The 14,642-nt window shown below is 44.9% G+C and carries 13 protein-coding genes; 1 reads left to right on the top strand and 12 read right to left on the bottom strand.

Annotated features, from left to right (window positions below; genetic code table 11):
* Window positions 1-55 precede the first annotated feature (55 nt).
* The 9 genes from NSQ29_RS02805 to NSQ29_RS02765 form a co-directional block, all read right to left on the bottom strand.
* The gene (locus NSQ29_RS02805) at window positions 56-811 is read right to left on the bottom strand and encodes a tRNA threonylcarbamoyladenosine dehydratase (protein ID WP_042191088.1); all 756 of its coding nucleotides are present in this window, start codon (window positions 809-811) and stop codon (window positions 56-58) included.
* 66 nt (window positions 812-877) lie between these two features.
* Window positions 878-2,656, bottom strand: a complete 1,779-nt coding sequence (gene aspS / locus NSQ29_RS02800; RefSeq protein WP_042191089.1) for an aspartate--tRNA ligase — start codon at window positions 2,654-2,656, stop codon at window positions 878-880.
* A gap of 81 nt (window positions 2,657-2,737) precedes the next feature.
* Entirely contained in the window at window positions 2,738-3,991 is a 1,254-nt protein-coding gene (gene hisS, locus NSQ29_RS02795) for a histidine--tRNA ligase (RefSeq protein WP_042191091.1), read from the bottom strand.
* Between the two features lie 197 nt (window positions 3,992-4,188).
* Window positions 4,189-4,314 carry a hypothetical protein gene (locus NSQ29_RS02790; protein WP_256716317.1) on the bottom strand — a complete coding sequence of 42 codons (126 nt, stop codon included), beginning with the start codon at window positions 4,312-4,314 and terminating at the stop codon, window positions 4,189-4,191.
* A 366-nt stretch (window positions 4,315-4,680) separates the two neighbouring features.
* Entirely contained in the window at window positions 4,681-5,130 is a 450-nt protein-coding gene (locus NSQ29_RS02785; protein WP_076284836.1) for a hypothetical protein, read from the bottom strand.
* A gap of 44 nt (window positions 5,131-5,174) precedes the next feature.
* Window positions 5,175-5,684: a type 1 glutamine amidotransferase domain-containing protein gene (locus NSQ29_RS02780; protein WP_341124330.1), complete on the bottom strand. Its 510-nt coding sequence runs from the start codon at window positions 5,682-5,684 to the stop codon at window positions 5,175-5,177.
* Between the two features lie 148 nt (window positions 5,685-5,832).
* Entirely contained in the window at window positions 5,833-5,988 is a 156-nt protein-coding gene (locus tag NSQ29_RS02775; RefSeq protein ID WP_179085778.1) for a hypothetical protein, read from the bottom strand.
* A gap of 162 nt (window positions 5,989-6,150) precedes the next feature.
* A complete protein-coding gene (gene dtd, locus NSQ29_RS02770) occupies window positions 6,151-6,594 on the bottom strand; it encodes a D-aminoacyl-tRNA deacylase (protein WP_076284841.1) in 444 nt (147 codons plus the stop codon).
* A 21-nt stretch (window positions 6,595-6,615) separates the two neighbouring features.
* On the bottom strand, window positions 6,616-8,796 hold the full coding sequence (locus NSQ29_RS02765; protein ID WP_149647662.1) for a RelA/SpoT family protein: 2,181 nt from the start codon (window positions 8,794-8,796) through the stop codon (window positions 6,616-6,618).
* 306 nt (window positions 8,797-9,102) lie between these two features.
* Between NSQ29_RS02765 and uraA the strand changes: the two genes are divergently transcribed.
* Entirely contained in the window at window positions 9,103-10,416 is a 1,314-nt protein-coding gene (gene uraA / locus NSQ29_RS02760) for a uracil permease (RefSeq protein ID WP_042191101.1), read from the top strand.
* Window positions 10,417-10,623: 207 nt separating this feature from the next.
* Here uraA and NSQ29_RS02755 read toward each other — a convergent pair whose 3' ends face one another.
* The 3 genes from NSQ29_RS02755 to NSQ29_RS02745 all read right to left on the bottom strand — a co-directional run bounded on the left by NSQ29_RS02755 (window position 10,624) and on the right by NSQ29_RS02745 (window position 14,621).
* Window positions 10,624-11,142 carry an adenine phosphoribosyltransferase gene (locus tag NSQ29_RS02755; protein WP_042191103.1) on the bottom strand — a complete coding sequence of 173 codons (519 nt, stop codon included), beginning with the start codon at window positions 11,140-11,142 and terminating at the stop codon, window positions 10,624-10,626.
* Between the two features lie 96 nt (window positions 11,143-11,238).
* Window positions 11,239-13,641 (bottom strand): single-stranded-DNA-specific exonuclease RecJ, encoded by a 2,403-nt coding sequence (recJ, locus tag NSQ29_RS02750; protein ID WP_341124329.1) that lies wholly within the window; start codon window positions 13,639-13,641, stop codon window positions 11,239-11,241.
* Between the two features lie 29 nt (window positions 13,642-13,670).
* Window positions 13,671-14,621, bottom strand: a complete 951-nt coding sequence (locus tag NSQ29_RS02745) for a cation diffusion facilitator family transporter (protein ID WP_042191108.1) — start codon at window positions 14,619-14,621, stop codon at window positions 13,671-13,673.
* Window positions 14,622-14,642: the final 21 nt, after the last annotated feature.

Genomic DNA, 14,642 nt, shown 5'->3' with positions numbered 1-14,642 from the left:
TCCATTTTACTACTACTATCGCTATAATTGAAACAGCATCAGCTCAGCGATTCACTTACACGCTGACGCCTCCAGCCTCAAGCAAATCACGCACGGCAACACTGACCATGATCAGGCCTGCTACCGGCGGAACGAAGGCGTTACTAGCTGGTGGTTGTTTCGCTTTACGTCGATCCGGCGCATTCTCCGGAACGATCTTATCCGTAACATCCTGACGTGGCTTCATTGGCGGCTCAGTAGAGAAAACCACCTTCACGCCTTTCTTAATTCCTTCCTTACGCAGCTTCTGACGAATGACACGCGCAATAGGGTCATAAGTTGTCTTGGAAATGTCCGCTACCTGGAATCTTGTAGGATCCATTTTGTTGGCAGCGCCCATGCTTGAGATCATTGGAATTCCACGGGACAGACATTCTTTGATTATGTGAACCTTATAAATAATCGTATCCGAAGCATCAAGTACATAATCAGGTTTTAATTTGAACAATTCCTCATAGGTTTCTTCCGTATAGAACATGTTGAGCGCAATCGCTTCGCATTCCGGATTGATCAGCTTCACACGGTCTACCATCAGTTCAGCCTTCTTCTGCCCAACCGTAGTTGTGAGTGCATGAATCTGGCGGTTTACATTGGTGATGTCTACAGTGTCCTTATCTATCAGAATCAGTCTGCCGATGCCGGTACGCGCCAAAGCCTCAACTGCTATACCGCCAACACCGCCGATGCCAAGCACCGCTACCGTGCTGTTCTTCATTATTTCCAGACCTTCCGGTCCGATCGCCAGTTCCGTGCGTGAGAACTGATGTAGCATGAGGTTCAGCCTCCTTCAAAAGCTTTGGCGAAGCAGAAATCTGCCTCGCCCGCTTCGATTAGTTAATTATTCTTTTTCTTTCTTCGGTTTAAGCGCCAGCTTAATGTGCAGCTGCTCCAATTGTGAACCATCTACTGGCGAAGGTGCATCCATAAGTAGATCTGTTGCACTTGCCGTTTTCGGGAATGCGATGGTTTCACGCAGATTTGTACGACCGGACAGCAGCATAACTAGACGATCTAAACCGAAAGCGATACCACCGTGTGGAGGTGTACCATATTCGAACGCATCCATCAGGTAGCCGAACTTCTCATAAGCAACCTCTTTCGTAAATCCAAGGGCTTCGAACATTTTCTCCTGTACTTCGCGTTTGTAAATCCGCATGGAGCCTCCGCCTACTTCATAACCGTTCAGAACGATGTCATAAGCTTGTGCACGGATCGCACCTGGATCTGTGTCAAATAGATGCAGATCCTCTTCACGTGGACGAGTGAACGGATGGTGTTCTGCTACATAACGTTTCTGATCTTCGTCATATCCAAGGAGTGGGAAGTCTGTAACCCAAGCGAACTTGAACACGTTATCGTCAATCAGACCGAGCTGACGTCCAATTTTAACACGAAGGGCGCCTAGAACGTCTGCTACAACCTTTTTATTATCAGCGGAGAAGAGGAGAAGGTCGCCTTCTTCAGCGCCTGTACGTTCCTTCACAGCCGCAATTTCTTCTTCGGAGAAGAATTTCACAATCGGCCCTTTGAATTCCCCGTCTTTCACTTGAATCCATGCCAAGCCTTTCGCGCCATAGCGAGCAGCATAAGGTCCAAGGTCATCGATTTCTTTACGAGTCCAAGTGCCACAGCCTTTAGCATTTAGACATTTCACTTCGCCGCCTTTTTCGATTACAGAAGCGAATACCTTAACACCGCTAGTAGCAACAATATCGTTCATTTCTACAAGCTCTAATCCAAAACGCAGATCAGGTTTGTCAGAACCGTATTTGCCCATAGCATCAGCATAAGTCAACCGTTGGAACGGAAGCTCAATATCTGCTCCTACAGTTTCCTTGAACAGACGCTGCATCAGCTTCTCCATCATACCAAGCAATTCATCTTGTGACAGGAATGAAGTCTCAATGTCGACTTGAGTGAATTCAGGCTGACGGTCAGCACGCAAATCTTCATCACGGAAACAACGAGCAATTTGGTAATAGCGCTCAACGCCGCCGACCATCAACAATTGCTTGTAGATTTGTGGAGATTGCGGCAATGCGAAGAATTCGCCTTCATGCACACGGCTTGGTACCAGATAATCACGCGCGCCTTCCGGTGAGCTCTTAGTTAGGATCGGTGTTTCTACGTCGATGAATCCTTCACTGTCAAGGAAATCACGGAAAATCTTAGAAGCTTTCGAGCGAAGCAGCAAGGTTCTTTGCATCTCCGGACGACGAAGGTCTAAATAGCGATATTTGAGACGCAGAGACTCGTCTACTTCCACACCATCTTCGATGAAGAACGGAGGTGTCTTAGCTGCGTTCAGCACTTCAATGTCCGTAATTTGCACTTCAATTTCACCTGTTGGCAGGTTGCGGTTAATGGTTTCCTCATCACGTTTAACAACTTTACCTTTAACAGCCAGGACGTATTCACTACGAACCTTATCAGCAATTTGTAAGGCTTCGCCAGAGTAGTCTGGGTTAAATACAACTTGTACAATACCGCTTCTGTCACGCAGATCAATAAATAATACGCCCCCAAGGTCACGGCGAGTCTGCACCCATCCGTTCAAGGTTACCGTCTGTCCAATATGTTCTGGTGTTAATTGTCCACACTGATGACTTCTTTGCATAATTTATCATTCCCCTTCATGGTTAAAAATACATTTTTAATCTTTCTCTATACAGTCACCATAAGACGTTAGTCAGATGGTCTAAACCAGTGCCTGACCCAGCTCATCCAGCTTCACGGTGCGTTGCTCCCCTGTATTCATCGACTTCACGGTAATTACACCATTCTTCAGCTCATCTTCGCCAAGAATCGCAGTATAACGTGCCGACATACGGTCTGCGGATTTCATCTGTGCCTTCATTTTCCGGCCTAGGTAGTCACGTTCTGCTGAGAACCCTTGGCTGCGCAGAATATATAGCTGCTTAGAGATTTCGATATCAGCTTCCTCACCGAGAGCTACGAAGTACACATCCAGTGGCTTCGCCGTCTCCAGCTCTACCTTCTGATCCTCCAAAATGAGGAGAATTCGTTCAAGTCCAATCCCAAAACCAATACCCGGTTGATCCGGTCCACCAATTTCTTCAACCAAACCGTTGTAACGGCCTCCGCCGCCCACGGTATCAATCGAACCAATACCTGCTGCTTTATATTCAAACGCTGTATGCGTGTAATAATCCAGTCCTCTTACAAGTCGAGGGTTAATGGTGAATTCCACACCCATGATATCAAGGTGCATCTTCACCTTTTCAAAATGAGTCGTGCACTCTTCGTCCAGACTATCCAAAATGGAAGGCGCATCTGTAAATTTATCTTGATCTACCTTACAATCCAGCACGCGAAGCGGATTACGCTCAATACGACGCTGACAGTCACTGCAAAGGGTATCCTTCATTGGTCTTAAGAAACCCAATAATTTCTCCCGATAAGCTGCGCGGCTAGGTGCGTTACCGACAGAATTGATTTCCACTCTTACATCCTTAAGGCCAAGATCCTTATAGAATTGATAGCCTAAGGAGACTACTTCCGCATCAATAGCCGGATCCACAGCTCCAAAAGCCTCAATACCAAACTGATGGAATTGACGATATCTACCTGCCTGTGGACGCTCATAACGGAACATAGGTCCGATATAATACAGCTTACTTACATCAGGTTCACCGTAAAGCTTGTTCTGAACATAAGCTCTAACGACACCAGCCGTTCCTTCTGGACGCAGCGCCAGATCACGATCGCCTTTATCCTTGAACGTGTACATCTCGCCTTCTACAATATCCGTTGTTTCGCCTACTCCACGCTCGAATAACCCCGTATACTCGAACATCGGCGTACGGATTTCACGGTAATTGAAACGACGGCATAAATCTCTAGCCTTCCCCTCAATATACTGCCATTTCTCCACAGCTCCCGGAAGCACATCCTGCGTTCCTGTAGGTTTCTCGAATCTTTCTTTAGCCACAGTCTATCCCTCCTAAAAAATACCCCTCTAAATCTGCTCTCTTCATCACTTCATCATGCTAAACAAAACAAAAAATCCCCCGCCCTGTTTATAAAAAACAGGGACGAGGGATTATCATAACCAATAATACACCCGTGGTACCACCCACATTCCGGATCAGAACCATTCTGAATCCGCTCAAAGCGGTTAACGCCCGCCTACGCATAACGGCTACTGATAGCGGCAATATACATTGCCCACTTTCGCCGTACGTTCTCGGGGAGGTCATTCATTCGCTCATCAACAGAATCCTTGCAGCCAAGCAGAAACGATAGATCATCCATTGTACTGGATATCATCTGAATCTACAGGGGATTCCTCTCTGGAGTTGTGGGTCCTCGAATTACTTGTTCCCGTCATCAAAACCATATGATAAAATCGTATATTTTTAAATTCTACTGAACTACTGCGCTAAAGTCAAGGCAGGAAATGCGAAGATGAATAAAAAATTCGACAACTTTCAACTTTTGACCTTTAACTTCAACCGTTACAAAAAAAATGACCTGCAGCCAAATGCTGCAGGTCCATCATCATATATTATTAAAAAGGGGGTCATGCCTTTATTATAAACACGCTATATTAAGGAAACATGTATGTAATATTACGATTATATTACATTCATGAAAGCGGTTTATTTTAATAGATTGTTGTTAATCGAATTGCTCTACAAATGCTCCTTTGCCCCGAAGGGTTTCCACAACCTCATTATAATTCTCTTCTGCAACACTTAGGTCCATCACATAACGAAGTTTACTTAAATCCCCATCTTCGAGCTCTCCATCTGCTACATCCGCACTAACCTGGTCTTCATCCACGCTATAATGGGTCTCAGGCTCATCACGCGTTTCGGAGGCGGCAACACCAGGGGCCAACATAGCTCCAGCTGCCGGAGTGCTACCCGTTCCAAGCGTCCCCACTGTACCTGCGGCTAACGTCGTATTACTAAACGGGGCTATCGGAAACAGAATTCTACGATCTTCCCCAATAGGGTCCGTGAGTGGCCATACCTCCAAGCCATCTACCTTGTAACTAATCAATGCTATTTTAGCACCTTCTGCTTCATTTTCCGTTCTAAAATATGCTTGGATTTTTCTGGTCATTACCATTACCTCCTTTAGATTATAAGACTCTGTGTTATTAATTGCTATTGCAGGACCTTCAATATTTCACGAACGAAGGCAGGCTCATCTTTCGGGGTACGCGAAGTAATGTAATTACGATCAACTACCACTTCTTCATCTTTAAACTCCGCACCAGCGTTCACAACATCATCTTTCAACGGAGGATAACAGGTGATGGTACGTCCTTTAAGCAAGTCTGCACTGATCAGAATTTGGGGTCCGTGGCAAATAGAAGCGATAGGCTTACCAGCTTCGTTTGCTTCTTTCACAAACTTCAAAATATCTGCATTTTGCCGTAAATTTTCTGGGGAAGAACCTCCAGGAATTACTATCGCGTCATAATTACCTGCTTGAACGTCAGCTATAGCTTTATCGGTTGCGTAGGAGACTTCCTTCTTTTTGCCTAGTAAGGTCTCACCCTTCTTTAAACCAATAATGTCAGCTTGATGTCCTGCCTTTATAACTTCATCGTAAGGGACCTTCATCTCAGAATCTTCAAAATCATTAGCTAGTAAAAATGCAACATTACTCATGTGATAAGTTCTCCTCTCTGCTTGTGCAAATGAATAGGTACTTATTGATCTTTCTTGTCGTCTATTACCCTTATCACAATGATTTCTAACCTCTAATCAGAAAATATCCCCGGTTAACCGCATCAAAAAGCCGCCTCCACCACCCATTTCAGGTACGCGGTAAGAGATTACGGCTTCTTCCTTTGATCACTTGAGATTCAATTTCATCTTCTGTCTTTTTGGCTAATGCATAGGCTTCTACAGGACTCCCTGTCGCTAGTGCCGGGATACTTCTCCATACCCATGCCTTCTGTGAATGTCTCATTGCTAAGCTCCTTGCATCGTGCGGGATAACTGTCTACCTTTAGTTTATCCAGCTCCAAGAGGCTCTATCCGCACAAGTATCTTACTCACTGCTCATCCACAATAAAAAAAGATGTCGAAAGTTAGCTCCGCTAGAAGCAATTTTCGACATCTTTTTTTTTCATTAACTGCGGCTATCTAAAATGAGAGTAACCGGGCCCCAATTGGTCAGCGACACATCCATCATCGCTCCAAATACCCCCGTCTCCACTTGAAGGCCGCCAGCTCTAAGCTCTTGGTTAAAGTAATCATAAAGTCGCTCGGCCTCCGCGGGAGCTGCTGCTCCCATGAAATTCGGCCGTCTCCCCTTACGACAATCCCCGTATAAAGTAAACTGGGATACTGAAAGAATCGCTCCCTCAGTCTCTGTGACACTGTAGTTCATTTTACCAGCATCATCTTCAAAAATTCGTAGTCCTGCTATTTTATCCGCCAAATATTTGGCATCCTTTTCTGTATCCTCATGCGTAACGCCAACTAGCAGCATTAAGCCTTTGCCAATTTCTCCGGTCACTGCCTTATCCACGGTTACTTTGGCGTCCTTACAACGCTGTACTACAACTCTCATCGTACTACTCCGCTCCTTGCCCTATTGCATGATCCGATTCACTGTATATACATCCTTGACTCGTTTCACTTTATCTACAACGGATTGCAGATGTTCCGTGTTACGAATGAGAATGGTCATATGAATCATTGCCATTTTATTCTTGTCAGAGCGCCCAGTGACTGCAGAAATGTTCGTTTTACTCTCGGAAACTGCCTGCAGCACTTCATTGAGCAGTCCATTACGATCATGACCTGTAATCTCAATATCCACACTGTAGTTTGCTTCCATCGTACCTTCCCATTCCACTTCAATCACCCTTGCTGCTTCTTCTCCGTCACCTTCACCCGGAATGTTAGGACAATCCTGGCGATGTACAGATACACCCCGGCCCCGTGTAACATACCCTACAATGTCGTCACCCGGTACCGGATTACAACATCGTGCAAAACGGACAAGTAAATTTTCAATTCCCTTTACACTAACACCATTGGTCGGTTGATTACGTTTTTCGCCGGAAGACTTGATCTCCTTCATCTCTGAAGTAAGCTCTAAATGATTAGCAGCTTCTTCCTGCTCTTTGCGCAGCTTTTCCGTCAGACGGGAAGCAATCTGCGAAGCGGTAATCCCACCAAATCCAACGGCAGACAGCATATCCTCAACATCGTTAAAAGCAAATTTCTTCGCTGCTTCTAAAAGCTTATCATCAGAAATCCACTCAGAAACTTCGACATTCAGACGCTTCAGCTCACGTTCAATCGCTTCGCGACCTTTTTCGACATTTTCCTCACGTTTCTCTTTTTTGAACCATTGCTTAATTTTGCTTCGCGCATGTGAGGATTGAGCAATCTTGAGCCAGTCGCGGCTTGGTCCGTACGAATGCTTCGATGTCAGTATCTCTACAATATCGCCCGTCTTCAACTTGTGATCCAATGGTACGATCCGCCCGTTCACCTTAGAACCAATCGTACGATTACCCACTTCCGTATGAATACGGAATGCGAAATCAAGTGGTACAGAACCCGCAGGAAGCTCAATAACCTCGCCTTTAGGCGTAAACACGAACACAAGATCCGAGAAAAAGTCCATTTTGAGTGATTTTACGAACTCTTCGGCATCCTTGGCCTCATGCTGAAGCTCCAATATTTCGCGAAAAAAAGGCATCCGATTCTCAGGATTCACATTATTGCTGGTTCCTTCTTTGTATGCCCAGTGTGCTGCTATCCCGAATTCAGCCGTGCGATGCATTTCCCAAGTGCGAATTTGCACTTCGGTTGGCTCTCCGCCAGGACCTACCACTGTAGTATGCAAAGATTGATACATATTGGCTTTGGGCATAGCTATATAATCTTTAAATCGACCTGGCATTGGCTTCCAAAGGGTATGAATAATTCCGAGGGTTGCATAACAATCCTTGATATTATCCACAATGATACGGATGGCCAGCAGGTCATAGATCTCATTAAACTGTTTGTTTTTCGTACTCATTTTGTTATAGACACTGTAGATATGCTTCGGACGACCTGAAAGATCACCTTCAATGCCCATTTCATCCAGCTTGGCACGAATACGGCCAATTACGCTGTCGATAAATTGCTCACGTTCAGCCCGCTTCTTATGCACTAGATTAGCAATGCGATAATACTGCTGCGGATTCAAGTAACGAAGCGCAATATCCTCCATCTCCCACTTAATCGCGGAAATCCCCAAACGATCAGCCACAGGACAGAAAATCTCCAGCGTTTCGTAAGAAATACGTCGCTGGCTCTCTTCAGATTGATACTTTAACGTACGCATATTATGCAGGCGATCCGCTAGTTTGATAACGATGACCCGGATATCCTGCGCCATCGCAATAAACATCTTACGGTAATTCTCGTTCTGCTGCTCTTCCTTTGAGCGAAAACGGATGCGTTCCAGCTTAGTTAAGCCATCGACAAGCATCGCGCAGGTATCGCCAAATTTCGCGCGGATTTGTTCCAATGAGACCGTCGTATCTTCCACAACATCATGCAAAAGCGCCGCAACAATAGATATAACATCCATTTGCATATTGACGACAATATCTGCCACCGCCAGCGGATGCAGAATGTATGGCTCCCCCGACTTGCGGATCTGCCCGTGATGAGCCTGATCGGCAAATTCATAAGCTTCCCGGATGCGGAGAAGATCTTTATCTTTTATATAGGCGCCAGCCTTATCAATTAATCGCTCTATGCCCATTCTCGTCGTATCCGTTTCCTTTCTATAATAAAATGAACCCGCAATCATTCTGAAATCTGCAGGTTCCAATCATTTCGCAAGCAACTTACGCTCTTGTTCAAAGTTGTCTATAATTATGACGCTTACGAGGGATTACGTCAACACTTGCCATCTCATGGTATTCAAGAAGTAAAAGTTATGAAAATCGGACAAATTAATAACACTTGTGAAAATGTTGTTGTAAAAATGTCCAGTTCTATTTAATCTAGTAAAGGCGGATTTTCGCTGGACAACATCATATCCATTAAGAAAGAGGAGTGAACTCCATTGCAACGCGAAATTCAAGTTAATGAAAAACTTCCATGGGGCCCCGGTTTTCTGTTAAGCCTACAGCATTTGTTCGCCATGTTTGGCAGTACAGTGCTAGTACCTAACTTGTTCGGGGTTGACCCTGGCATGATTTTGCTGATGAACGGTATCGGCACACTGCTATACATTTGGATTTGCCGTGGTAAAATACCTGCCTACCTTGGCTCCAGCTTTGCATTTATCGCACCCGTATTATCAGTGCTTGCTGATCATAAAGATGATCATATGAAAGGGTACTCGCTTGCTTTGGGCGCTTTCATCATCACAGGTGTTATCTTTGTGCTCGTTGCTTTGATCATCCGTTATGCAGGAACAAAATGGATCGATGTTGTCTTCCCTCCAGCAGTAATGGGAGCTATCGTAGCAACGATCGGACTTGAACTTGTGCCTGTTGCCGCGCGAATGGCAGGACTTATTGCCCCTGAAGGTGTTGCAGTTGCAGACTGGACTCCAGATGGCAAAGCAATCACACTTTCTATGGTGACACTGGGCGTAACCGTAATTGGAGCTGTACTCTTCCGCGGTTTCCCAAAAATCATTCACATCCTCATCGGTATCGTAACTGGTTATGGTTTAGCTTATATTATGAAAATGGTGGATACCGCTGCAATATCTAATGCGAATTTTTTAGCGCACCCTACCATTGTTACTCCATCCTTCGATTGGAATGTAATCCTGACTATCATCCCAGTATCGCTAGTAGTAATCGTTGAACATATCGGACACTTACTTGTAACCAGCAATATTGTTGGCAGAGACTTGGCTAAAGATCCTGGACTTGACCGCTCCCTGATGGGGAACGGGATATCTACAATTATCTCCGGTTTTATCGGTTCTACTCCAAATACAACCTACGGTGAGAATATCGGGGTTATGGCATTAACTAAAGTTTATTCTGTATATGTGATCGGTGGCGCAGCAGTGATTGCAATTCTGCTATCGTTCTCCGGTACTTTTTCCTCCGTTATCGCTAATATCCCAACACCTGTAATGGGCGGCGTATCACTACTATTGTTCGGTGTAATTGCCGCATCCGGTCTGCGAATCTTCGTAGAGCAAAAAGTTGATTTTTCCAAAGCCACTAACATGATTATGGCTACGTTGGTGCTTGTTGTCGGAATTAGTGGTACAACCCTTACTATGGGTAGCGTAAAACTCAGTGGTATGGCTCTAGCTACGATTGTTGGTATCGTTCTAGCCCTATTCTTCAAACTCATTGAAGTTCTTGGACTGTCTAATGAAGGTGGAGAAAGCGATAAAGCTGCTCACTAATTTATTTATGAATTAATAATTCAAAAAGACTGCTCCAGATCCATTTTATGGATTGGGCAGTCTTTTTTCGTATCTCTTTTGACCAAAAAATCGAAAAACAGCAACCCTCCGCTAGTAGTAACAGAGAATTGCTGTTGTTTGCACTTTTCCACATTATTCGATACATAAATCCCGATTTATTTCCCGGGAAAAGACAAGTTTATCGTATTAATCTTCGTAATCAACTAATGTAATAACTTCAATTCCAGAAAGCTTATTACGTCCAGCAAGCTCAACCAATTCAATCAAAAACGCTGCGCCTACCACTTTACCACCAAGCTGCTCCACAAGGTTAACCGAAGTAGCTATAGTACCTCCTGTTGCTAACAAATCATCAGCAATCAATACATTTTGTCCAGGCTTAATGGCATCCGTGTGAACAGCAAGTGTGTCTTTACCATATTCAAGATCATATCCAACCTCGATAGTCTCATACGGCAGTTTACCACTCTTACGAATCGGCACAAAACCTACGCCCAATGCATAAGCAAGAGGTGCACCAACTACAAAACCACGTGCTTCCGGTCCAGCGATCACATCGATTTCTAAGTGGGATACAAGAGCTTTCAAGGCATCAATTGCCTGGCGATATGCATCACCGTCTTTTAACAAGGTGGTGATATCTTTAAAACTAATACCTTCTTTTGGGAAATCAGGAATCACGCGAATACTATCTTTAAAATCCAAATTTTTCATCTCCTAAAAGTTTTGTTAGCATATGCTACTTTGAGTCCGTTTCGGCAAAACTTGCTTCGTAAGCGTCTGCTTTGTTTTGTTTAGTCTTTATGATACGCCTAAACGGCGTGATAACATCCAATCCTGTAGTTCAGACAAGCTACCTTCCATGAAGTACTGCTCCATTTCCGCCATCTGCCCCAGTCTAACAAAATGTCTTGATGCAGTAAGGCTTTTAGCTGCAGGTTGCGTAATAAAGGTTACACTTCCCTGACTTCTTTCAATAAACTCAAGCTCCTCAAACACATCTAACATTTTATTGAGCATTCGAATACTTAATGAGGATTGTCGACTTAGCCGCAGCAGCACTTCATGTTCTGGCGTTGCAACAGCAGTGATCGAAGCCAGCAGTTTATAGAGTATTTTAAAATGATCCCGTGTCGGAATGATAAGTCGTTCTCGGCCATCCTTTATAGAATGCAATAACGCAATATTATCAGCATTAGGAAAAGCCTTTAGTAACGCGTCTAGTTGTTCAGGAGTCTCCGGCATATCCAGTAGACATAACAGTGAGACATGCCCTGATTCCTGAATCGAATCATCCTTAATAGCGGCGCTAATGCCAGCTTCTTTATCATATACCCAGAAGGACATTCCTATCAATTCAGTCTGTGAAGACATACGTCCACTCTGAAACACTGCTGCAGCACGATATGGGCCAGCACCGCTATAGGGAAGCAGCAGCTCTCTAATATGTGCAGCCTGCCGTACAGCGTCAGCAGCACCACGAAGATCAAATAATTGAGCATCCTGAACTGATAAATCCTGTAGCATCAGCTGTGGTTTCCTCGAGCCATTCCATTCGTTGATCGACAGTTCAGCCAGCACATTGATCGGGGTGCCCACAGGGAGCAGCTTAGCCAAATCCCCTTTACCAAAAGCCAAGGCTTCGATCGTACTCTTACCCTGTTGCAAGACGATCTTCAAGTGTTTTCCGTCTTGCCCCATGGTGCGTGTCTCTTTCACTGTAGCCCCGCGAATGATGAACTTTGGCAATGGATTCGACATCCCGAAAGGTGCAAGCCTTTCCAATTCAAGCGCGGTCTGTAGGGACAAATGGGAAATCGACACTTCTGCATCAGCAGAAGTAACAGGAACGAAATGCTCCGGTGTTAACACAGTAGCAGCGTATTCATTTAATGCCGCAGCGAAGGCTTCTAAGCCGTCCCGATGCAGACTCATTCCCGCAGCTGCTGGATGACCACCGAAATGATCCATTAAGTTAGAACAAGAGGATAAGGCCGCATATATATCAAGTCCAGGAATAGAGCGGGCAGAACCTTTGCACATGCCGGTCTCCGGATGAATATCCAGAATAATTACAGGTCGATAGTAACGCTCCAGCAGTTTGGAAGCCACTATGCCTACCACACCCACATTCCAACCTTGTTCAGCAAGGACTATGATGTCTGGTATTTCTCCACCCTGAGTCATCTGCTCCAGTTTTGCAGTGGCCTCCACTACAATTCTTTCTACGACCAATTGGCGTTCTTTATTAAGCAGATCAAGCTCTCCAGCCAGTTGCTCTGCCTCATCAGTATGCTCGGTTGTAAGCAACGCCACTGCCCGTCCAGCATGATCCAGACGACCACTCGCATTGATACGAGGCGCCATTCCAAAAGCGATATTAACCGCGCTCACAGTACTCATGGTTACGCCGCTAACATCGAGTAAGGCACGAATACCTGGGAATCGAGAATTTCGCATACTCACCAAGCCGTTTCGAACAATCTCACGATTCTCACCCAGCAGCGGCATTAAATCCGCTACAGTACCGATAGCAGCTATCTCTGCCCATTCTTCGGGAGTTTCCTCCCCTAGCATAGCCTGGGCGAGCTTATAAGCTACACCTACACCTGCCAATCCTTTGAACGGGTAGGGGCAGTCGGGCAGCTTCGGATTAATCAACGTATAAGCCTCTGGGAGAAGCTCTGGTGGCTCATGGTGATCCGTAACAATCACATCAATCCCGAGTTCATTAGCGTAAGCAATCTGATGATAGGCGCTAATGCCAGTATCTACAGTAATGATCAAGGATACACCCTGCTGTAAAGCCCAATCCAAAGCATGATTATGCAGCCCATAGCCCTCATTAGAACGGTGTGGGATATAAATATCAAAGGAAGCGCCTAAGTAACGCAGCAAATGAATCATTAATGCTGTACTGGACACACCATCAGCGTCGTAATCGCCGTAAATCAGAATATGTTCTTCTTCTTTTAAAGCCTTTCTAATTCTGGGAACCGCTTCGGCCATTCCTTTTAGGAGGAACGGATCATGCGGAGCTTCCACACCGCCATCCATGAACGATAGAGCCTCATGTGGCGTATCAATTCCTCTAGTCACTAATAGTGAGGATAAGAGCGGAGAAATAGAAAGGCTCCGGGCCATATCCCTTACGACGTCGGGATCGGCTGCCGGAGATTGCCATCTTGTTTTTGAATAAAGCAATAGCGCTCACCTTTCTCTCACCTTGCGAACTACTGAAGCAGCGTCGGAATATCATTATCCACCAATTCATAATTACTTTTGTATGGATAGCCAGGATCATAAGGAACTACGTCCATATGTACCTCACCAACATGAACAAACCTGTGCTGCAGCAACTTTCTTGCACATTCCGAAATATCCTGTGCTTCCATCACCGTAATACGCGGATTTACACTGATCTTCACTTGCAGATTCACATAATTCCCTTGCTCAAGTGCCTTCAAATGTTCTACACGAATAACACCATGAACACGTTGTACGGTTTCAATAAAATTAGCTGCCTCCTCAGAAGGTAGCTCCTGCGCATTCTTAACACTAACAGTATTAACAATGAGCAAATAACCTTTACGTAGAATTAAGCATCCTGTTAAAAGTGCAGCAATAGGGTCCATATAGAGTAGAGGATGCCAATAGGTACCCCCCATTGATAACGATATCCCAACTAATACTGTGATAGAAGTATACAAACTGAAACGATGACTATTGGCATAAGCAGCATGACTGCCATCACCTATTTTTTTAAAGTACCGATATTGATATTGAAATACAGCTTCTTTAAGCACAATAGATAGTAAGACAGTTACAAGTGCAAGTTCTCCGCGAGTGGATGACTGTCCCTCGGTTAAGTCACGGATTGCAGAGAAGGCGATTTGCAGCCCCCCCATAAGGATTAATACCGAAAAAAGTATAGCTAAAAGCGGCTCCTTATTCCCTCGTCGCTCTTCTATCCGCTGCTTGCTCTTTCTGCTTTGTTCAGAGCGCCATGGGAGAATATCCGCCAATTTAGCTGCAGCATCTGCTCCAGAATATAATGCATCGCCCATTAAAGCCTTGCTACCTGAAATATAGCCAAAACTCCCCTTAGCTACTGCCAAAGTAACATCGCTGATGATCCCTGTCCAAGCAACCGTCTTGCTTTGCGGTGATCGTTCTTTATTCATACGAGGCCCCCCTTACCACTA

The organism is Paenibacillus sp. FSL F4-0236 (assembly GCF_038000135.1).
GTDB lineage: Bacteria > Bacillota > Bacilli > Paenibacillales > Paenibacillaceae > Paenibacillus_AQ.
Note: the sequence above shows the minus strand (reverse complement) of the source record. Positions and strands in the feature narration are given on the sequence as shown.